The 20,962-nt window shown below is 35.1% G+C and carries 21 protein-coding genes; all 21 read right to left on the reverse strand.

Features of this window, described 5'->3' with window-relative positions; translation table 11 throughout:
* Positions 1-876, reverse strand: an 876-nt coding sequence (locus tag HMPREF1140_RS13600) for a dynamin family protein (RefSeq protein WP_009664009.1), incomplete at its 3' end; no start/stop codon positions are given.
* Between the two features lie 41 nt (positions 877-917).
* The gene (locus HMPREF1140_RS11300; protein ID WP_009664010.1) at positions 918-2,351 is read right to left on the reverse strand and encodes a hypothetical protein; all 1,434 of its coding nucleotides are present in this window, start codon (positions 2,349-2,351) and stop codon (positions 918-920) included.
* Positions 2,352-2,410: 59 nt separating this feature from the next.
* The gene (locus tag HMPREF1140_RS11305; RefSeq protein ID WP_009664015.1) at positions 2,411-3,364 is read right to left on the reverse strand and encodes a helix-turn-helix transcriptional regulator; all 954 of its coding nucleotides are present in this window, start codon (positions 3,362-3,364) and stop codon (positions 2,411-2,413) included.
* A 402-nt stretch (positions 3,365-3,766) separates the two neighbouring features.
* Positions 3,767-4,015, reverse strand: coding sequence for a helix-turn-helix domain-containing protein (locus tag HMPREF1140_RS11310; protein WP_009664001.1), 249 nt, complete (start codon positions 4,013-4,015; stop codon positions 3,767-3,769).
* 295 nt (positions 4,016-4,310) lie between these two features.
* Complete coding sequence (locus tag HMPREF1140_RS11315; RefSeq protein WP_009664012.1) at positions 4,311-4,574, reverse strand: Txe/YoeB family addiction module toxin; 264 nt, start codon at positions 4,572-4,574, stop codon at positions 4,311-4,313.
* On the reverse strand, positions 4,574-4,831 hold the full coding sequence (locus HMPREF1140_RS11320; RefSeq protein ID WP_009664024.1) for a type II toxin-antitoxin system RelB/DinJ family antitoxin: 258 nt from the start codon (positions 4,829-4,831) through the stop codon (positions 4,574-4,576). The genes HMPREF1140_RS11315 and HMPREF1140_RS11320 overlap by 1 nt, the downstream gene beginning before the upstream one ends.
* A gap of 240 nt (positions 4,832-5,071) precedes the next feature.
* The gene (locus tag HMPREF1140_RS11325) at positions 5,072-5,419 is read right to left on the reverse strand and encodes a DUF2304 domain-containing protein (RefSeq protein WP_009664028.1); all 348 of its coding nucleotides are present in this window, start codon (positions 5,417-5,419) and stop codon (positions 5,072-5,074) included.
* A 1-nt stretch (position 5,420) separates the two neighbouring features.
* Positions 5,421-6,110, reverse strand: a complete 690-nt coding sequence (locus HMPREF1140_RS11330; RefSeq protein ID WP_009663985.1) for a glycosyltransferase family 2 protein — start codon at positions 6,108-6,110, stop codon at positions 5,421-5,423.
* 2 nt (positions 6,111-6,112) lie between these two features.
* A complete protein-coding gene (locus tag HMPREF1140_RS11335) occupies positions 6,113-7,048 on the reverse strand; it encodes a glycosyltransferase family 2 protein (RefSeq protein WP_009664000.1) in 936 nt (311 codons plus the stop codon).
* Positions 7,045-8,277, reverse strand: coding sequence for a lipopolysaccharide biosynthesis protein (locus tag HMPREF1140_RS11340; protein ID WP_009664021.1), 1,233 nt, complete (start codon positions 8,275-8,277; stop codon positions 7,045-7,047). The genes HMPREF1140_RS11335 and HMPREF1140_RS11340 overlap by 4 nt, the downstream gene beginning before the upstream one ends.
* Positions 8,278-8,290: 13 nt before the next feature.
* The gene (locus HMPREF1140_RS11345; RefSeq protein ID WP_009663994.1) at positions 8,291-9,298 is read right to left on the reverse strand and encodes an ATP-grasp domain-containing protein; all 1,008 of its coding nucleotides are present in this window, start codon (positions 9,296-9,298) and stop codon (positions 8,291-8,293) included.
* A gap of 2 nt (positions 9,299-9,300) precedes the next feature.
* The gene (locus HMPREF1140_RS11350) at positions 9,301-10,728 is read right to left on the reverse strand and encodes a lipopolysaccharide biosynthesis protein (protein WP_009663988.1); all 1,428 of its coding nucleotides are present in this window, start codon (positions 10,726-10,728) and stop codon (positions 9,301-9,303) included.
* Positions 10,728-11,708 carry a glycosyltransferase family 2 protein gene (locus HMPREF1140_RS11355; protein WP_009663993.1) on the reverse strand — a complete coding sequence of 327 codons (981 nt, stop codon included), beginning with the start codon at positions 11,706-11,708 and terminating at the stop codon, positions 10,728-10,730. The genes HMPREF1140_RS11350 and HMPREF1140_RS11355 overlap by 1 nt, the downstream gene beginning before the upstream one ends.
* Positions 11,709-11,716: 8 nt before the next feature.
* Complete coding sequence (locus HMPREF1140_RS11360) at positions 11,717-12,595, reverse strand: glycosyltransferase (RefSeq protein WP_009664007.1); 879 nt, start codon at positions 12,593-12,595, stop codon at positions 11,717-11,719.
* Positions 12,596-12,604: 9 nt separating this feature from the next.
* The gene (locus HMPREF1140_RS11365) at positions 12,605-13,585 is read right to left on the reverse strand and encodes a glycosyltransferase family 8 protein (protein WP_009664002.1); all 981 of its coding nucleotides are present in this window, start codon (positions 13,583-13,585) and stop codon (positions 12,605-12,607) included.
* A gap of 78 nt (positions 13,586-13,663) precedes the next feature.
* Entirely contained in the window at positions 13,664-15,328 is a 1,665-nt protein-coding gene (gene leuA / locus HMPREF1140_RS11370; protein ID WP_009663996.1) for a 2-isopropylmalate synthase, read from the reverse strand.
* A gap of 62 nt (positions 15,329-15,390) precedes the next feature.
* Positions 15,391-16,737 (reverse strand): phosphoglucosamine mutase, encoded by a 1,347-nt coding sequence (gene glmM / locus HMPREF1140_RS11375; RefSeq protein ID WP_009664027.1) that lies wholly within the window; start codon positions 16,735-16,737, stop codon positions 15,391-15,393.
* A complete protein-coding gene (rfbD, locus tag HMPREF1140_RS11380; RefSeq protein ID WP_009663990.1) occupies positions 16,737-17,597 on the reverse strand; it encodes a dTDP-4-dehydrorhamnose reductase in 861 nt (286 codons plus the stop codon). The genes glmM and rfbD overlap by 1 nt, the downstream gene beginning before the upstream one ends.
* Positions 17,597-18,619 carry a dTDP-glucose 4,6-dehydratase gene (gene rfbB, locus HMPREF1140_RS11385; RefSeq protein ID WP_009664025.1) on the reverse strand — a complete coding sequence of 341 codons (1,023 nt, stop codon included), beginning with the start codon at positions 18,617-18,619 and terminating at the stop codon, positions 17,597-17,599. The genes rfbD and rfbB overlap by 1 nt, the downstream gene beginning before the upstream one ends.
* A gap of 76 nt (positions 18,620-18,695) precedes the next feature.
* On the reverse strand, positions 18,696-19,583 hold the full coding sequence (gene rfbA / locus HMPREF1140_RS11390) for a glucose-1-phosphate thymidylyltransferase RfbA (protein WP_009663984.1): 888 nt from the start codon (positions 19,581-19,583) through the stop codon (positions 18,696-18,698).
* Between the two features lie 225 nt (positions 19,584-19,808).
* A complete protein-coding gene (locus tag HMPREF1140_RS11395) occupies positions 19,809-20,930 on the reverse strand; it encodes an acyltransferase family protein (protein ID WP_009663989.1) in 1,122 nt (373 codons plus the stop codon).
* Positions 20,931-20,962: the final 32 nt, after the last annotated feature.

Here is a 20,962-nt window from a genome sequence, read left to right on the forward strand (position 1 = left end):
AAGTATTTTACAGATAGTAGCTGTACAAGCCTTATTCTCTGATGGTAGAAGTTCTGTATTTAATAGAGCGTTTATAAGTGTAGACTTTCCACTACTGGCACTGGAGATAAAATTTATTTTCAAAATATCTTGACTGTCACTATCCATTGCAGACCCTTTTTCCACGTTACTATCATTCTTTATATCCACTTTACCGTCACAAAGTTGTTTCGATAAATCTGCATTTCTATCAATAAGTAAATCAAAACATTTTTTGGTAATTTTTATATTATCTACTAATTCCACAATATAATATTCAATAACTTTTTGCAAAATGCTTTCAGCTAAATGATCTATACCCTCTGAAAACATCTGTTTTGCCAATTTCTTATACTCACTTATTTTATAATCAAATGAGCATGGCGAATTACTAAAGCCTTTAGCATCTTCAATAATATAATCTCTTACCTCCATCTCTGCTTCATATACCAGATTATCCGATTCTTTTATAATCCAATCCTTATCATATTTAGTAAATTCAAATTTACATAGGTCAACACAATTGCTATTTAAGCCTTTTAAACCATATTTATTAAAGATGCTTTCCCCTGTATAAATAATATTATCATGGTATTTTTTTTCTACATTTACCAACAAATCACTAAAATCATCTGTTATATCATTTATTGTACCTGTTAAAGTAAAATCAATGTTATTTAATAACTCCTCTACATTGTTGCATCTATCTAGTACACCATTTACTCTTTTTTTTGATTCCCATATTGTATTGTTTATATTTTGTATTTCTCCATATATCTCTTCCTTAGCAGAACGTACTGCAGAAAATAAATTGTCTTGTATCTCTCTTTTTATTCTTATCAACTTACGCCTTTTCATTATAATACTACCCGACTTCCCAATTTGTTGTAAAAATAATACTACGCTTCTAATTCAGCTTTTATAATTCTATCCATCATTTCAAAAGCTTCATTAAAGCAGTTTGGATAATCTCTGAAATAAGTAGCTAAATATGATTTAAGTTCATCTCTATAATTCTTAGTCTGCTCCAGCGCTTTTTCTTTTTCAGCTAATAGCTTTTCTTTTTTATCTTTACCATCTGTTATAGCATCATAAACTTTCTTACCTATGAGCTGGCTTACCACTGGAACAGGAACTAAAGTACTCACTGCTGTCCCTGCCATTAATGCATCTTTATCTATATTATTTTTCTCAAGTATTTCACTTACCTTGTTATAAGTATAACTGGAAAGTACTGACCCCACTAATGATCCGACTGCAGCACCAACTATAGGAATAGGAACCAAAATTTGCCCTCCAATTGCACCTCCAAACGTTCCCCCAGCGAATACACTTGCTTTTTCTTGAAGTTTATTCATACATTGTTTTGTGGATATCTTTCCTTCTGCATACTGTGTTACAGTATCTCCAGTGATCATCACTGCTGTTATCACCTGTCCCGGAACATTTGATTCAGCTAAAGCCCTTATAAAACTTGATGAAGAATATGATAGTGTATGTGAAATAACTGTTAATGCTGAGCTCAAGCCATATCCTGTTGCAGCAGCCTTACCTGTGTCTTTCGCAGTATCTACAATAGCCTCTTTTGCAGTTTTCTCTCCCTTTATTACTGAAACAATATTTTGAATTGTAGAAACAGTAAATACAAATGTACCTGAATCCTTCATACCATCAAGTCCAGCCTTATTTCCTGTATCCAATATATTTCTAGCACTATCCTTCATATCCTGAAGTTGCAATGCTTTTTTTGCATTATTTTCACTTTCAATAGCTCTATTTTTTCCTTCTTTAGATAACTCTACCCCAGTTTTTTTCAAATAATCTTCATCAGTTACAAATTCTGTATTTGAACGACTACGCTTTGCATTATTAAACTCCCTCGATACCGTTTCCATATTGCTAGAACTATTTGATGACTTTCTAATGTCCTTTTCTTTTAGCCAAGGTTTGTTCTTGGTTTGTTCATGACGCTTTTGTAAAGAAACTATATGGTCTGATTCTGCCATATACTTTTTATAATCTTTTCCACCTTGTCTCTTAGCCTCAGATCTAGTTAGGTATAAATCTCTATTTGTATAAGGATCTTTTACATTCCCATTATCAAAAAATGCTTGCTCTTTTATCCTTCTTTTTGCATTTCCATCATCCAGAATACGTCTATCATATCTCTCTGGCTTAGAAAATTCATCTTTTGCAGCCTTTGTCGCTTTACTAACCGAGTCTGTTACAGACCTGCCTGTCCCAATCCTTTTAGTATCTCTAAGTACTTCTTTTTCATTCCCTTTATCTGTATTGCTCTTTTTCTCAATTCCTTTGTCCTTAAAAAATTCCATACAGTTCCCCTCTCATTATTAAAATTTATAACCTTTATAAAATCTATTTCATGACTTCATTATCCTATCACCCTCACATTCTCCCCCTGGCTCCTCAACCACATATCAATACCCTTGCCAAATACCTCTGCCCTGATGATAAATTTGCCATCCTTTTCACTTTCTATCTTTGCAGTTGGTAGGCGATCAAGTATTGCGTCAACATCAGAGCCGGTGTATTCAAAACGGATTCTGTTTATTTTTCCGCCATACATAAACTGTATTCTTTTTCTAAACTCTCCTTCTTCGAATCTGTCTTTATAAGGCATTTTAAATCTATCTTCCATTACCTTATAGCTGACAATTCTATCCACACGGTATATTGTAGGAAAAGAGTCATTTATTACATCAAAGTTCTCACAAACTTCTTTGTCATCTATAAATGCTGTGATATAAAAGTAGTACTCGGAAAACATTATTCCTACAGGCTTTACTTTTCTTTTTACGATTGTCTTATCTTTGGTTCTCCTGTACTCAAGTTCCACATATTTACAGCTTCTAGTCGCCTGACCCAGATCCCATAATGTATCAAGGAAGTTTGTTTTATGCCTCAGCTCTATATAATGATGTTCTTCATTTCCTATCAACTCCTTGACCGGCTGCCTGTTTTCTTTCGGTACACAGCAACTTATAAGCTTATCAAGTATCCCTTGCATTTCATCTTTTGGAAATGCCCTGCTGTCCAACAATATTTTACATACTGCAAGTGTCTCACTGTTTGACAAAGTTCCTTGATATGATGATTCCATCCTATAGCCACCTGCCTCTTTGTCATAGACTATGGAGTTTATAATACCGTTACTCGTTATATCGGAACACATATAATCTTTTATGGAAGCGATATCCCTTTGAATCGTTCTTTCATCCACATTGAAGTTATCAGCTTCTTCTCTTTTATTTACAATATAGCCCTTCACCAGCTTTGAATATATCTTAAGCAATCGTGATGACCTATCTGCCCCAAAGACATTCATATCTCATCTCCTATATGCCTAATATACTATTTAACATAGACATATATTGTCGTTGTAAAAATTATTTATATATAAAAATTTATATTTCCCCTCATATAATAACACCAGCTAATTATAACAAATTTATTAATATTTTTCATTAACAAAATTAATATTTAATCTTTTTTCTTACAAAAAAGAACTTTTTACATTGTGCCCCTTATATTTACTTAATTTATTTTTTATTTATTGAAAAATAGTCTTCTGTATTTCCTTTAAATCTTAATAACTAACTACTTTATTACCCTCTTTATTACACTCATTATTACCCTCTTTATCTTACATAGTCTCAACATAATTAGGGCCATACAAAAAAGGACACCTTTTACAGTGTCCTCATTGTTTTAAGTCTTACTAAAACATTTACATCTTTTCATTTAAATATTTTTGAAGCTTGCTTACGCTTAAGTTTGCTCTTTTTGCAGCATCTTCTACTGAAATTATTCCATCTTTTACAAGTATAAGTAATGTATTTATAACACCTTCTTTTATACCCTCTTTTCTACCTTCTTTTATACCCTCTCTTCTACCTTCTTTTTTACCCTCTTTTATCCACTTGTCTTTAGATTCTTCTTTAAATATGTCGTATAACTCCTTCATTGCATCCGTCATTTTATTACCCTCCTTAACATACTTAAAATCATATTTCATTTTAGATGTTACAGGAAAATTTTCACTGTAACAATCATCTTTTGTAAAAACTCCCATCAGTTCAGATAATATAGTACCGTCACATTATCAAAGCTTTCTCCTTTTTTTCATCAAGCTTGTGGTCAAAACACTGCTGTAATATCTCACTCTTTTTATGTAAAAAATTTAGGATGGTGTGAATCAAAATTAGTCACACCACCCCTTTCTTATGACTGTCATTTCACAACAGTCTATTTATATATTTCCCACAGTACTCTTATTTATCACCATAGTGAGATCCACACTGTATTATCTCAATACTATTCTCAAATAATCTGAATACGATTCGATTTTTCTCATCAATACGAACGCTCCAATATCCCGAAAGATTTCCGCTAAGCGGTTCCGGCTTACCGGTACATTCATATCCGTTTCTATCAATATCTACCAATAACCTATGGATTTTCTTTAAAATCTTCTTATCATGTGTTTGCCAATATAGATATTCTTCCCATGCATTATCATCCCATAGTTTTCGCATCATTCAACTCCTATTAAGTCATGTTCTTTTAACACACTTTTTCCTGTGCGAATATTGGCAACTCTCCTCTCCAATTCATCCATATTCTCTTTACTGTAAAAAGGATCCGCCGACACTTCAAACGGTATTCGTCTCTCTGACCCAAGCCTTTTCAAATAGATATTTACTGCTGTAGACATTGACATTCCAATATCTTTGCATACTTTCTCTGCATTTACCTTTACATCATCATCAATTCTCAAACTAATTTGTGCCATAATCATCCTCCTTCCTTTAACTTTATTGTATTCTATTTGCACTTGTTTGTAAAGCATTTCACTTATATTGAAAACGATAATACATCGTTTAATAAATAAAATTGTTTCTCTATAACTTTGCACTTTATTAACTTTCGACACAACTTGTCATTAGTAATAGAATTTATAACCTGCTTATACAAAACTAAAATAGAGGTATCACTTTCATCCATGATACCTCTTTAATTACTATATAGATTCTTATTCTCTACTATCCCTATCCTCTTTCTCCTTCAGCGCCATCTCCTGAGCCAGATTCACCACCTTGTTCTCAAGGAGTGACATCTGTATGCTCATAAAGAAAAGCTTTACAAGGAGCATGCCTATTATTATCAGATAGACTATATTTGCCGGGGATTTTGCACCGACTAAGTCGGATATAAAATAAATTATTCTCGGGAATATGGCAAAGATTATCAGTATGATGGCAAAGACCACCCAAAAGAGTCCATCCTCTATTCTTATCTTTGACTTTCTTATTTTTCTTATAATGACAAAAAACGACATTATTGATATCAAAATCAAACCTATTCTTAGTATAGCAGTCATATTATTTCTTCTTCTCTCTAAAACTTTGAATAAATATAATGGAGCAGAGCATTCTAAACATATACTTGGCGGCATTTATAGGAGTAAGATAACTTATTCCAGCCACTCTTTCATCCATTTCACCCTGTATTTCACATACTTTCACACCTTGCTTTATCAGATAGGATATTGTATCCGGCTCAGGTGCATAGTTAAGTCTAAGTGCAAACTCTGTAATCAGCTTTTCATTATACATTCTCATACCCGAGGTAGGATCATGAATAGTAGCACCTGTACTTAACTTTATCGCAAGAGCAATAAGTCGGGAGCCCAGCATTCTCGGAGTGAACGGCTTTTTCTTGGTGACAAACCTTGAAACAATGACTATATCACATTCCTCACATTTTTTCCTCATTTCAGAAATGTATTCGGGTCTGTGCTGTCCGTCTCCGTCAAATTGCACAGCATATTTATAGCCATGCTTGTGAGCATACTTCATACCGGTTTGAAAAGCACCTGCAAGCCCCAGGTTTACCGGCAAATTTATAATATTAAATCCTCTTTCTCTGCAGATCTTGGATGTAGAGTCAATGGAGCCGTCATTTACAATCACATAGTCCACATCATTTAATGTATTTGTCAGTCGATCTATTACATTTGCAATATTCTTTTCTTCATTAAACGCCGGTATTATTACCAATGTATCAGCCATATCTATCTCCAAAACTCTCTGTTCATACTAAAGGCTCTCACAACACCCTTTGGCAATTTCTTGTAATTTTTTCCTGCCAAAAATCCCGCATACTTGCAGGCACTGATATAAATAAGCCTGATTGCGCTGATATATGAGTGAGTGGCGAGAAGGTGTTCCATAGTTTTAAATACCATTTTTTTACCTTCGCTCTCACTTTTTATATTCTTAAAGATATGAGGATTGCTTGCCTGTGACGCCCCGATATCAAAGTTTCTTTTAAACTGAGTAACTCCGGTATAATTGTGAGAATGTACCACCTTTGCCCATGCCTCATATTTTACAAAATATCCGTTTTCTATAAGCTTGTAGGCAAAAAGCATATCTTCATTCAAAATCTGACCGGTATCAAATCTTCCCAAAGCATCAAAAGTTTCTCTTTCATATGCCGCACAGACATTTGAAGCAAAATATGTCTTAATTCCAAGCGTCTGTCTTTCGTTAAATGACTTTATCATTGACTCTGCAGGATAATTAAATTCTCTTGTAAACTTCTCTATTTTATTTGCATTTTTATCCGGTACCTGTCTTGCATAAGTCATCTTGATGGACTTATCCATACCTCTAAGCAAATATTCAATAGTCTTCTTGTCAAAACAGACTGCGTCCTGAGTCATGCAAACAAAATACTCGGCCTTTGACTTTGACACGCCGAAGTTTCTGGTAGCCCCATGGTCAAAATCCTGCTTTTCTATATGCTCCAATATAAGTTTAGTATCGCTTTCTTCAAAAAGCTCTTTTAATTTCTCTTCTATTCCTGTCTTATCCCATACAGCTTTGTCTGTATTTATAATAATTATCTTACCCGGTGCTACTGTCTGAGCCAAAAGTCTTTTTATTGATACCAAAAATTTATTGTCAGGTTTGTATGTAGGTATTATTACATCTACTAAATTCATTTTTTAACCTTTCTGAGTCCAAAAATCACTGCAACAAGGAAGGATATTGAAAGTAACAGCATGGTTATCATATATGCAAAAGCCGCTCCGTTCATTCCGAAACTCTTTACCATGAAATCACTGATAAAGTATGCAAACACCGCCCCTACAGCATATATTGAAAATATAACTCCTGTCATTTCAAAGATAACCAAACAGTAATATCCGAGATTTACTATTGCATAAAGTCCGCCACCAAGTATTACCAAAACCAAGGCAAGTTTGTAAGGCTCTATTGCATTTCCCACATCACCAAGCACAAGCTTGAGTGCAGGTATTCCGAGAATATAAGCCGCAAGCATTCCAAATAAAGTGGCCACAAATATAAATACCGCAATCTTTGATATTGTCGAAATAAACTTTTTTCTGTTACCTGTCTTATACAGCAATGAAAGTTTTGTAAGTATCGGCCTTATTATAAAGCCTGCCATCAGATTTATAATGGATGTCGGGATAAATATTATGCTGAAGTATCCGTTTAGCTCCTCTCCAAGTCTGTAATTTACAGCGTACTTTGCCGCCGCAAAGATATAAAGATCTATAAAAGCTCCTAAAAAAAGCCATTTGCTCTTATTTATTAAGCTTATATAAGAGTTCTTTTTTACAACTTTATCAGGAACTAATCTTCTTAAAGGCAGTATATCAAAAATTATTGCAGCTATCACTATACTCGGTAAAAGCGCCAAAGAACTTAATTTTAAATCCTTTGTAAATCCAAGTGTAACAAGGAATATGCCTACACAAAATATTGTTCTGAAAAGTGTTGCCTTTCCTGTCATATCAAGCCTGTCCTGCCTTTGCATTTCAGACTCAAATATATCACAAAATCCGTCTAAAATCTTATACAGTGACAAAATCATATATACTTCAAAGACATAGCTGTCCTTAGTCATAATAATTGTATATACAAAGCCTGCCAAAACAGCCAGAGCCGAGGTAATAACTCTAAGCCTCAGATAATCTCCGAAACTGTATTCATTTGAAACATCGGTAACCTGTATAGGTCTCATTCCAAAGTATGAAACTATATAAAGTTGCTGGCCTAATGTAGAAAATCCGAAGAAAAATATTCCTCCTGCATATGCTCCTGCAAGCTTTGTTACAGCCACACCCAGCAGCATGCTGGTAACAGCATATACAAGGCTTCCCAGCATATTCCAAAAATATGCGCTTCTTTCTTTACTGTCCATAATATATCCAAATCTATTTTAATTCCACCATGGTTATTTCTTTTGCAAAGCAGCCATATTTTTTAACACTTAAATCATTAAGTTCCATGCCGCCGCAAAGTCTTATAATTGCTTCCAGCTCGTTTACTCCGGCATTGTGAGTAAAAGGATAGCCTCCTCCAAATCTCGCATTCATATCTATTATATAGGCTTTCCCGTCTGATAAGAGTATATCCATATCAAGATTTCCTATATGAGAAAGACTTTTTGCTATCTTCTTTCCTACAGTTTTAAGATCGCTGTTTTTGGTAACCTCTGCAATATCTGTTTCACCGGATCTCATTGCATATTTTCTCTTTACCGTAACACTTAAGTTCTCTCCTTTAAGATCGTTGAAAATATCCAGCCCGAACTCGTCTCCTTTGATTTTTTCCTGTATAAGTATTGCTTTGTTCATATCGGCATTTGACTCAAATCTTAAATAAGATTTTTGTATACTTCTCTTTGCCTTTTCATAGAGAACTTCAAGTTCTTTTTTATTTTCGGCTTCAAATATGCTTAGAGAGCCCATTCCCCATCTGGGTTTTAAAATATAAGTCTTATTATTAAAGTCCGCCCCTTCAAGCGCCTTATCAAGATCCAAATAGGTCTCCGGCACAGGCATATTTATCTTCTCAAGATATTTAAGCATTTCAAATTTATCATTACAAATATTTATAACATCCTCATTTGAAACAATGACCTTTACACCCAAAGCCTCAAATTCGGCTTTATTCTTTGCAAGTATCATAAGGTCAATGTCAAAGAGTGAAATTAAAATATCTATTTTTTCATTTTTGCATATTTCCAGTAGAAACGGAATATATTCTTCATCATATATAAGCGGTGACTCAAAAGCCTTATCAGCTACGCTCATAGCTGTTGTATTCATATCCGAATTTGTTGCTACGATACTTCCGATTAATCCAAGGTCCTTATATATATCCCTTAAATAATCGATTATATATGCTCTTCTACCCACACTGGTCAAAAGTATATTCATTATTATCTCACCTTACTCACTATCATCTTAAAGTTCTCATTTTTCATAACTACAGCCAATGCTATATAAATAATTACACCAAGCACTATCTGTATCAAAAGGCTTAAAATACCGATTCCTATATGCTTACCTGCAATGTAAATAATAATTCCCATAATTATAGCAGGCATGAAGTTATTTAAAGCATCCATACTCTGTTCTTTTAGTGTGTAGCCCAAAAGCCTTTCATTCGGTGCCGCATTTATATATGCACAGATCAAATCTGAAAAAGCCTTAAGCCCTACAAACACAAATACATTATACCTTATTCCTATCAGCAATATGGCAATTCCAAGGATCTTTTTTATAATCTCAAGCTTTAAAAATATATCACTTCTGCCCATAGCATTTAATGCCTCAAGGTTTGATACATGAATCGGCCAAAATACATATGAAAAACACATCATCTGCAAAAACGGTATTGCAATCCTCCACTTTTCTCCAAGCAGTAAAAGTATCAGATTGTCACTGACCGCCGCCAGACCGCACATCATAGGTGCCACCACAAATGTGGAAAGTCTTACCGATGACTTTAAAAGTGATTTTACATCCTCCTTACTTTCCTGTTTCTTTGACATAGCAGGAAGAAGTACGGACTGTATGGCTGATGAAAGATTGCTTACTACAAGTTTTGGAAATTGCTCACCTCTGTTGAATGAGCCAAGCATATCCTCACTGTATGCCTTACCTATGACAAGTCCGTGTATATTTGTAAAAATCGTATCTATAAGTGATGCCGCCAAGAGCTTCGAGCCATAGGCAAACATGGTTTTTAATCTATCCAAGCTGAACTTAAGCCCCGGAAAATATTTTATACCTATACCGAGTATTATAAGGAGTGCAAAATAATAGACTATCTGCTGGAAAACCAAAGCCCAGACCTTTGCTCCCTCAAGTGCCATAATTACACTCACGCTGCCTGAAATAACAGACGAAAAAAATGTTGCTATGAAAAGTGTTTTAAACTTCATATTTCTGGCAACATATGAATTTTCTATTGATATAATACTCCCGGGCAGTATTATTATGCCCATAACTCTAAGTATATCGGTAAGCTCCGGATTTTTATATATATCGGCTATTACTGGAGAACCCAAAAATAGCAGCATATATATCGCCAGTGATAAAAGTACATTAAAAATCAGCACAGATGAAAAGTCCAAATCATCTGCATGAAACTTTTGTATCAGTGCTGAAGCAAAACCGTTTTGTACCAAAACATTTGCTATTGTTGTAAATATCAAAACTATTGCAACTATTCCATACTCTGACGGACTTAAAAGCCTTGCAAGGAGTACAGATACTATAAACTGGACTCCCTGTGAACCCCCGTTTTCAAGTATTTTCCAAAAAAGAGATGTGGAAATCTCACTTTTATTTTTTTTATTCATCAGATATTCAACATCTCTCCTAATGTAAGTATTTTTGAACTTTTAAAAAATGAATATTTCAAGATATCTCTTATCTTTGATATTCTGTTTTTTGATTTCATATTTGCAAAGGCATTTAAATATTTGTGTGCATAATATGTATCGGCCAACCTGCTTTTCCCAAGTTCATTCTTATATAATAGTAAAAACTCCTCTACTTGTGCAAACATACAGTCATAGTTTTCTCTTATCCTTTGTTTATTTCTCTTTTTTATATTGCGAAGTTCCAGAGGATTCTTTGCGCCAAGCTCATTGCTTTCATGTTGACGATATTTTACAAGGCACTCATTAAGAAAACCAACCTTACCGAATGTAAAGGCAATCAGTCCAAGCCACCAGTCGTGCATAAAAGAAACTTTAGGTCTTTTGTATATATCAAGCAATGCTTTATTTATAATCACCGTATTTCCTGTGATATTGTTTTCAACCAAATACCTTGAAAAACTTTCTTCAGTGCTTATTGTATAAAGGTATTTTGACTCTTCTTTTGCATGCGTTATGGCTTCACTTATACCTGTAAGCTCAGACATTTTTTTGTTTTGTGAATTCAGGTTTTCATCCACTATCTCCAAATCCGAATGCACAAGTATCGGTGTTTCTTTGCCATACCTTCTTTCAAGCCTTTTTACAGCCTTCAGACTTTTTTTGAGTCTATCTCTTTCCCAAAAGTCATCCTGATCGCATAGTGCAATATATTCGGCATCAGCCATATCAAGCAGATTGTAAAAGTTTTCTTTAGCGCTGTGAGTATTGCTCTGAACAACATTTATCTTTTCGCCCAATACGCTCTCATAGCCTCTTAATATTTCAAGTGTACAATCGCTTGAATTATCGTCACTTGCAAGTATACTGTAGTCCGTATAGCTTTGATTTATTATACTTTCTATCTGCTCAGACAAAAATCTTTCACCGTTATAGGTCGCAAGTAAAATCTCTATCATAAACTTTCCTACACCAACCCGAAAATAATCACTTCAAATCTTACAAACGCAAAGAAAACTTTTGCAAATATCTGCTGAAGAGGGTTTATATTCAGATAATTTTTATAAAAATACATTGTGGACTCTTCTCTGATTTTCTGGCGTGAATAAAGGCTCTTTAAACTTTTTTTGATGCTTGCGGAATGTATATGCTTATACTTATATCCTGTAATAACGGACGTTTTTAATCCGATACCTTCCATCTTTTTTGAAAGCAAATCCTCCTCACCGTATAAAAACATCTTTTCGTCATAACCACCGACCTTTATAAATGCGTCAACTCTTACCATAAGTAGTGCCCCAAGTACAGCGCCTACTTTTCTTATCTTGGCATTATAAAAGTTTCTGTCATAATGAAGTGCCTTTGTAAAGATTCGTCTGCATATAGGACCGTTCTCCGCCAAGGAATGAAGAAAATCTCTCATCGGCCAACATGACGCACCTTTTAGTACATTTTCTCTGCAGCCATATACATCATTTGTTTCTACCAAAGGAGCGCATATGCCGATATTTTCATTTTTTTCCATAGCTGACTTTAATACTCTAATCACTCGTTCTTCAAAGTCTGTATCCGGATTTGCAATCAAAGCCAAATCCATTCCGAGTTTTTTCGCTACAAAAATACCGATATTATTTCCGGAACCATATCCTTTGTTTTCATGGTTTTCTACAAAGTATATTTTTTCATTATCTTCGCAGTAGCTTTTTAATCTGATTCTTGAATCATCATTTGAAGCATTGTCTACCACAATTACTTTATCAAATACATCATAATTTGCCGTATTTCCAAGGACTTTTAATGTATTATCCGCATCATTATAATTTAATACTACTAAAGCTAATTTCATTTGCTCTCCTTATTTTCTTTCAGAATGCTTCTTGTATGCTTTATCTATGTAATACTCGGATATCCTTTTTCTTAATGTCGGACAAATACATGTAATCAAATCCATCATATGATATATGAGCATATACAGATTCTTTCCCTTTTCTATAGGAACATCTCTAAAAGGAGTCTTTTTCTTAAAGTAATCGTATGCTTTCTTATACGGATTAAAGCTTCCTGCTATCCATGGCCTTTCATCTCCTGCAAAATGTATTATTACCGGTCTTCTCTTCGCTTCTTTTAAATCCTTCTTTGTGTAGGAAAGGCTTGCACTGTAAACTTTAATAAATGAATTGTATGAAAAATATTTATAATTTGAAAAGAAATTATACTTAGGTAAAAGCTTCTTTATCTTCCATCTGAGTACACCGTTTATAGCATCCTGCTCTCCGAAAAGACTCTTATCCCATATACTTTTGCTGTAGCTTATAGTCTTTTCACCGAGATTATTCTCTCTCCACTTTTTTAGATCGATAAGTAGCAGCCCGGCATTTACATAAGACGCCTCAAAATCAAGTCCTATTTCATACCTTACTCTTTCAAGTACTGTAGGCTCCTCCACTGCAGCTATTATATTTTCTCCAAGCTCTGTATTGTATAATTCCCTTATAGAATGCAATATAACCATATCACAATCCAGATAAAGTATTCTATCAACATCTTCAGGCAAAATCTCACCTACAAGCAGTCTACCCATCTTGCTGATATCAAATGTTGAATCCTGCAAACCTGTATCAAAATATTTTGATGTATCTTTAAGTTCTATTATTTCTACATCTCTACCAAACCTTTTTGCTATACTTTTCAATTTGCCCAAAGAGTCCTCACCAATTCCTGTGGAAATGATGAAGACTCTGATATCTTTTTCGTTTCTGTTTCTTTCGTATAGAGAATATAAGCTGACACCCAGGTGCACTGCAAATTTTTCATTTGCTATATAAACTATATTCATACTTACCTCATTTATTATTATATGAACATAAAGGAATACACACTTTAATACGCATGTATTCCTTTAATAAAAGTACTTTTAATAGAACAATCTATTTACTGCAGAGAATAAAGCTCTGATAGATGATCTTGTGATATTACCTGAAATACCCACACCATAAGTGGTCTTTCCGCTTTCCACATCAAGCATATGGATATATGAAGCCGCCTTTGCATTTGAACCTGATGTAAGAGCATGCTCATTATAATCAAGAACCTTAATTCCCTTACCGACAACATTTTCAAGGCCTCTCTTAACAGCATCGATAGGACCGTTTCCGGTACTCTCAAACACTTTCTCTTCACCGTTAAATGTGTATGTAACCTTAACATATGTAGAGAAATCTCCGTCCTCATCGGCATCAGTGATAATACATTTCTCAAAATGCAGAGGTTCTTTCTTCTCAATGTAATTCTTTTCAAATTCCTTGTAGATTTCTTCCGGTGAAACTTCACCCTGTACTTCTGAAATCTTCTGAATAATATCTGCGAATTCCTTGTGCATACCCTTCGGTAATTTGAAGCCATAGAATGTATCCATAACAAATGCAACTCCGCCCTTTCCGGACTGTGAGTTTATTCTTACTACAGGCTCATACTCACGACCTATATCTGCAGGATCTATAGGCAGATATGGAACTTCCCAGTATGGGTTGTTTCTCTGTCTCATCGCCTGAACGCCCTTATTTATAGCATCCTGATGAGAACCTGAAAAAGCTGTAAATACAAGCTTTCCTGCATATGGATGTCTCGGGTCGATGCTCATCTTTGTGGTTCTCTCATATACATCTATGATTTCTTTAATATTGCTGATATTAAGATTCGGATCAATACCCTGTGAAAACATATTGTAGGCAATATTAAGTATATCCACATTTCCTGTTCTCTCACCGTTTCCGAAAAGTGTACCCTCCATTCTGTCGGCTCCTGCCAAAAGCGCAAGTTCCGCAACAGCTGTACCTGTACCTCTGTCATTATGAGGATGTGTGGAAAGTATAATCGCCTCTCTGTTTTTTAGGTGTGTACTCATCCACTCTATTCTGTCTGCAAATACATTAGGTGTTGTCATCTCAACAGTGTTCGGAAGATTGATTATTATCTTCTTATATTTTGTAGCGCCCCATGCATCTACAACGGCGTCACATACATCAAGTGCAAAATCAAGTTCTGTTCCCATAAAACTCTCAGGTGAATATTCCAATATAATTTCACCGTCATGATCTTTCATATACTTCTTTACAAGATCCACACCTTCAAGTGCAATATTTTTTATTCCTTCTCTATCAAGAGCGTATACTACATCTCTTTGTAATGTATCCGTGGAATTATAGATATGCATTATACATTTTTTAATTCCCTTTATAGCTTCAAAACTTCTTTTTATAAGATGCTCTCTACACTGGCAAAGTATCTGTACTACAACATCATCCGGTATAAGTTTTCTGTCCACAAGCTGACGAAGGAAGTCAAATTCTATCTGGGATGCTGCCGGAAAACCTATCTCTATTTCCTTAAAGCCCAACTTTACAAGCAGATTAAACATCTCTATCTTTTCTTCTACCACCATTGGCTCGACCAATGCCTGATTGCCGTCTCTTAGATCTGATGAACACCATATAGGTGCTTTCTCTATTTGCTTATTCGGCCATGTTCTCTCTTTAAAATCCACTACAGGATTTCTCTTATATCTTTCAATATGATACATTTAATCTCTCCTCTTTTCTAATCTAAGTTTAAGCTTTGTCCCATTCTCTGATTTTTGTCCCCCTATATTAAAAGTCCTTCTTTTTCCATAACTTTTATTACTTCATCTGTATATTTTTCGCATTCTTCCATGCTCTTTGCTTCTACCATTACTCTGATAAGAGGCTCGGTACCGCTTGGACGAAGAAGTATTCTTCCGTCATCTCCAAGTGCTTTGCTTACGGCATCTACCGCCTCAAGCACCGCCTTGTTTTCTCCGGCTTTTTGCTTATCCACAACTCTCACATTCTTTAAAACCTGTGGGAAGATATCCACTTCACTTGCGAGTTTTGATAGAGTCTGCTTGGTTTCAAGCACCACCTCCATTACCTTAAGTGATGTAAGTATTCCGTCACCTGTTGTGGCATGTTTTGCAAATATAATATGTCCCGACTGCTCACCGCCAAGGCAGTGACCGTTATTTTGCATATTTTCATACACATATTTATCACCTACAGCAGTCTTTTCAAAATTTATATTTTCTCTTTCAAAGGCTTTATACAGTCCGAAGTTTGACATAACGGTTGTAACTACGGTATTGTTGAAAAGCTCTCCCCTCTCCTTCATATACTTACCGCAAATATAAAGGATTAGGTCTCCGTCCACTACATTACCGTTCTCATCAACGCAAAGGCATCTGTCGGCATCTCCGTCATATGCAAAACCTATATCGCAACCGTTTTCCAAAACACATTTTTGTAGACTCTCTATATGTGTTGAACCGCAGTCGGTATTTATATTTATACCGTCAGGATTGTTATGAATCACATAGGTATCAGCTCCCAAGGCATCAAAAACATTCTTTGCAATACTTGAAGCCGAGCCGTTTGCAAGATCCAGTGCCACCTTCTTTCCCTTAAAGGATCTGGTAGCTATAGAGATAAGATATCCTATATATCTGTTTCTGCCTGCGGCATAGTCTATAGTTCTTCCGATATCTTCCTTTGTTGCAAAAGGAAGAGAATCTGCAGGTCCGTCTATATAGCTTTCTATTTTTTCTATAACTTCCTCTTCAAGCTTTTCACCCTTGCCGTTGATTACCTTTATACCGTTGTCATAGTATGGATTATGGCTTGCGGAAATCATTATTCCACAATCAAAATCATCACTTCTTACAACATAGGATACACTTGGGGTTGTAGTAACATGAAGCAGATATACATCTGCTCCGGATGCTGTAAGTCCCGCTACCAAAGAATATTCAAACATATAGCTTGATCTTCTTGTATCCTTACCTATAGCAACTCTGCATTTTTTACCGTCCTTAGAGTAGAAGCTTCCCAAAAATCTTCCAACCTTATATGCATGTTCAACTGTAAGGTCTATATTTGCTTCTCCTCTAAATCCGTCTGTACCGAAATATTTTCCCATTAGCCATTCTCCAGTTCTGACAGGTATCTCTTTAGAGCATCCTGCCATGAAGGCAAAAGCTCAAATCCGTTCTTTGTCAGCTTTGATTTATCCATTCTTGAGTTGTGAGGTCTCTTAGCCTTCACCGGGAAAGCATCCGAGTTCACAGGTGTAACTGCCACATCAAGATTTGCCTGCTTAAATATCTCACAGGCAAATTCATACCAGGAACAAAGCCCCTCATTCGTAGCATGATATCTTCCGTATTTGTCGGTTAAAATCATATCCACCAAAAGTCTTGAAAGATCAGGAGTATATGTAGGTGATCCGATTTGATCGTTTACCACGCTTACAGCTCCTCTTTCCTTTCCGAGTCTTATCATTGTTTTTATAAAGTTGTTTCCATGAAGACCGAATACCCAAGAAATTCTTACTATAAAATATTTCTCAAGTAATTCCTCAACATATAGCTCTCCCTTATACTTTGCCATACCGTAAATATTAAGAGGTGCTCTCTTATCATCCGGCTCCCATGGTCTTTCGCCCTCTCCGTCAAATACATAGTCTGTAGAAATATACATCATGGAAAGGTCAAGCGCCTTCGCCACCTTCGCAATATTTTTAGTACCTTCCGCATTTATCTTCGTTACAAGGGCTTCATTATCTTCCGCCGCATCCACTGCCGTATATGCCGCACAATGGATGATTGCATCAAGCTTTTTTTCACCATTGATTTTTTCTATTACTTCCTTTGTCGCCTCAGGATCCGTAATATCCAAATCGTCAATGTCTATGCCTATCGCATCAATATTTCTATTTGACAACTCGCAAAGAAGATCGCTTCCAAGCTGACCCTTTGCGCCTGTTACCAATACTCTCATTAAAGTCTTTCTCCATACATATTCTCAAAATACTTTGTGTATTCACCACTGATAATATGCTCCCACCAGTCTTTATTGTTGAGATACCATTCAATAGTTTTTACAATACCTGTATCAAATGTATACTCAGGCTTCCATCCAAGCTCAGTCTCTATCTTTGTCGGGTCTATAGCATATCTTCTGTCATGTCCCGGTCTGTCTGTTACAAACTTGATAAGGCTCTCAGGCTTCCCCAGTGCCTTAAGTATTGTCTTTACAACTTCAAGGTTTGTTCTTTCATTGTGACCTCCGATATTGTAAACTTCACCGACTCTACCCTTTCTTACTACCAGGTCGATAGCCTTACAATGGTCTGTAACATAGAGCCAGTCTCTTACATTATCACCTTTTCCGTATACAGGAAGTTCCTCATCATTAAGTGCTCTGCTTATGATAAGAGGAATAAGCTTCTCAGGGAAATGGTATGGTCCGTAGTTGTTTGAACATCTTGAAACTGTCACAGGAAGACCATATGTTCTATGGTATGCAAGTACAAAAAGGTCCGCACTTGCCTTTGATGATGAATATGGGCTTGATGTATGAAGCGGTGTCTCTTCTGTGAAGAATAAATCAGGTCTGTCAAGTGGAAGATCTCCGTATACCTCATCTGTTGATACCTGATGGTATCTCTTAATTCCGTACTGTCTGCATGCATCAAGTAAGGTTGTTGTCCCCATAACATTTGTTCTTACAAAACTCTCAGGATCTGTGATTGATCTGTCTACATGACTCTCTGCAGCAAAATTGATTACAATATCAGGCTTCTCTTCTTCAAAGAGCTTGAAGATAAATTCTCTGTCTGCAATATCGCCTTTTATAAACTTGTAATTCGGTGCATTTTCCACCGGCTTTAAAGTCTCCAGATTTCCTGCGTATGTAAGAAGATCAAGGTTTATAATCATATCCTCAGGATATTGATTTACCATATAGTGAACAAAATTTCCGCCGATAAAGCCGGCACCGCCTGTAACAATAATTTTCATATTAACCTCTTTTTAATTTAAATTTTATTAACGAGCCTGATTTACAAAGCTTCGCAATTTTACTACACAATTATGACTAGTGTACATCATCTATGTACTTACCATCATATACATCTTTCAGATATTTGCCATACTGATTTTTCTTAAATATTTCATAAGCCTTTAATAGCTCTTCATCACTAATCCAACCGTTCAAATATGCTATTTCCTCTAAACAGGCAATCTTTCTGTGCTGGTGTGTCTCCATTGTATATACAAAATTGGTAGCCTCTACAAGACTCTCATGTGTTCCTGTATCAAGCCACGTAAAGCCCTTTCCAAGTAACTTTACATCAAGCTCGCCCTTTTCAAGATAGATTCTGTTAAGATCTGTAATTTCAAGTTCACCTCTGGCAGAAGGCTTTAAGTTCTTAGCATACTCCACTACATCATTGTCATAGAAATATAGACCGGTAACACAATAATTGCTCTTTGGCTTTTCAGGTTTTTCTTCTATTGAAATGGCTTTACCGTTTTTATCAAACTCTACAATACCGAATCTTTCAGGATCGTCTACATAGTATCCGAATACTGTAGCTCCCTTTGTCTTTGAAGCTGCCGATTTTAAATGATTTTTAAGCCCATGTCCATGGAAAATATTGTCACCAAGTATCATTGCCACAGGCTCATTACCTATAAAATCCGCTCCAATAATAAATGCCTGTGCCAGTCCGTCAGGACTTGGCTGAACTGCGTACTCTAATTTAAGTCCGAATTGTGTACCGTCTCCAAGTAATTCTTTAAATCTCGGAGTATCATCCGGTGTGGAAATTATAAGTATCTCTCTAATACCTGCCTCCATCAATACGGAAATAGGATAATAAATCATCGGTTTGTCATAAATAGGCAATAGCTGTTTTGATGTAACCTTTGTAAGCGGATATAATCTTGTGCCGCTACCACCTGCTAATATAATACCCTTCATTGTTCGTCCTCACTTTCGCTCAAGTTTTTCGATCTCAAAGCATTTTCCTTTGTAACTTTCAGTAACTTTTATAATACCATAATTTAACAAAACTGTGAAGAAATAAAGTTTCTTATATTGGTTAGTATAAAAAAAGCCAATGTATTGTTCCTATATCACCAATACAAAAACAGATGCCACATTTATTTGTTATGACATCTGTTCTTAACTACCATTGTTATTATGCTATATTCTACAAACAGTACTATTTTTTGTAATGTTCTTTCTAATACTCAAATCATTTAATATATGTGAGACTAATATAGTAAACCCTAAGCATATTACAAATCTTGTCCAACTGTTTGACAGTATAAAATGCTTATTATATAAAAACTCATTATAATATCTTATTATAATAAAATGAGTAATAAATGCAAAACCGCTTATTTCCCCTATATAAATTACAAGCTTATTTGTCAGAAGCTTTGAAATAATACCTTTATTTAATGCAAACAGATACACTGCCATTGTAGATAAAGGTGTATACAAAAGAGTAAATTTGAAATATATACTACCCGGTACACCTATGGAATCATCATAAATCTTATTTGCAATTACTGTTAAGACCAAAATCAGAACTTCAACAGCGCTTATAAAAATACCGAAATATGGTTTAGATAAAGAATCAAATAGACACTTTTTATTTATAAATATATATCCTATCACCATTCCTATATAAAAATCTCCAATTCTGTATATAGGCATTATATAAGTAACCCACTTTGCTATTTCTTCTGTAGCATTTAGTCTCCCTAATATAATTCCAACTACAATTTGTACAGATAAAATCATGGATATTTTTATAAACGACACAAAAATTGAATTGTATTTCTTTACTCTGTTTATAATATACGGAAACATAAAGTATAAAAATAAACTTGTAGAAAGATACCACGAGACTCCATTAAGAGAAAAAAATATATTTTGATCAGGCATCCAAGATTGCATTAAAAATGTATTCAAAACTATTCTTTCATAAATATCTCTCACATTATTAGGTGCTATATAATCAAAATACATATACACCTCTATCACTACAGCAAGTATCATAGTGATAATATGAAGCAGATACAATTTCTTTATTTTTCTGAATGCAAATAATATATTCTTTTCAAAACCTGATTCCAAATTTCTGTTCCTATAAGCATAAAACATTATAAATCCCGAAAGGATAAAAAAGACAGAAACTCCCCACACACCGATTGTAGCCCCTTCCAAATGTAATATAAAAACAGTCAAAAAAGCACAGGCTCTTAGTGACTGAATAGAGGCAATTTTATTATCTTTCACTGAACATGTCGATTCCAACGCTCAACCCCCTTATTCTTATTAATATTATA

Source organism: Lachnoanaerobaculum sp. ICM7 (assembly GCF_000287675.1).
GTDB lineage: Bacteria > Bacillota > Clostridia > Lachnospirales > Lachnospiraceae > Lachnoanaerobaculum.

Coding starts and splice junctions, on each gene's coding strand:
- HMPREF1140_RS11355 (WP_009663993.1), bottom strand. CDS start 11,708: ATGATAGAGATTTTACTTGCGACCTATAACGGTGAAAGATTTTTGTCT.
- HMPREF1140_RS11315 (WP_009664012.1), bottom strand. CDS start 4,574: ATGCGAAAACTATGGGATGATAATGCATGGGAAGAATATCTATATTGG.
- HMPREF1140_RS11320 (WP_009664024.1), bottom strand. CDS start 4,831: ATGGCACAAATTAGTTTGAGAATTGATGATGATGTAAAGGTAAATGCA.
- HMPREF1140_RS11345 (WP_009663994.1), bottom strand. CDS start 9,298: ATGAATATACTTTTGACCAGTGTGGGTAGAAGAGCATATATAATCGAT.
- HMPREF1140_RS11350 (WP_009663988.1), bottom strand. CDS start 10,728: ATGAATAAAAAAAATAAAAGTGAGATTTCCACATCTCTTTTTTGGAAA.
- rfbA (WP_009663984.1), bottom strand. CDS start 19,583: ATGAAGGGTATTATATTAGCAGGTGGTAGCGGCACAAGATTATATCCG.
- HMPREF1140_RS11365 (WP_009664002.1), bottom strand. CDS start 13,585: ATGAATATAGTTTATATAGCAAATGAAAAATTTGCAGTGCACCTGGGT.
- HMPREF1140_RS11305 (WP_009664015.1), bottom strand. CDS start 3,364: ATGAATGTCTTTGGGGCAGATAGGTCATCACGATTGCTTAAGATATAT.
- HMPREF1140_RS11330 (WP_009663985.1), bottom strand. CDS start 6,110: ATGGCTGATACATTGGTAATAATACCGGCGTTTAATGAAGAAAAGAAT.
- leuA (WP_009663996.1), bottom strand. CDS start 15,328: ATGTATCATATTGAAAGATATAAGAGAAATCCTGTAGTGGATTTTAAA.
- rfbD (WP_009663990.1), bottom strand. CDS start 17,597: ATGAGAGTATTGGTAACAGGCGCAAAGGGTCAGCTTGGAAGCGATCTT.
- glmM (WP_009664027.1), bottom strand. CDS start 16,737: ATGGGAAAATATTTCGGTACAGACGGATTTAGAGGAGAAGCAAATATA.
- HMPREF1140_RS11310 (WP_009664001.1), bottom strand. CDS start 4,015: ATGACGGATGCAATGAAGGAGTTATACGACATATTTAAAGAAGAATCT.
- HMPREF1140_RS11325 (WP_009664028.1), bottom strand. CDS start 5,419: ATGACTGCTATACTAAGAATAGGTTTGATTTTGATATCAATAATGTCG.
- HMPREF1140_RS11335 (WP_009664000.1), bottom strand. CDS start 7,048: ATGAATTTAGTAGATGTAATAATACCTACATACAAACCTGACAATAAA.
- HMPREF1140_RS11340 (WP_009664021.1), bottom strand. CDS start 8,277: ATGGACAGTAAAGAAAGAAGCGCATATTTTTGGAATATGCTGGGAAGC.
- rfbB (WP_009664025.1), bottom strand. CDS start 18,619: ATGAAAATTATTGTTACAGGCGGTGCCGGCTTTATCGGCGGAAATTTT.
- HMPREF1140_RS11360 (WP_009664007.1), bottom strand. CDS start 12,595: ATGAAATTAGCTTTAGTAGTATTAAATTATAATGATGCGGATAATACA.
- HMPREF1140_RS11300 (WP_009664010.1), bottom strand. CDS start 2,351: ATGGAATTTTTTAAGGACAAAGGAATTGAGAAAAAGAGCAATACAGAT.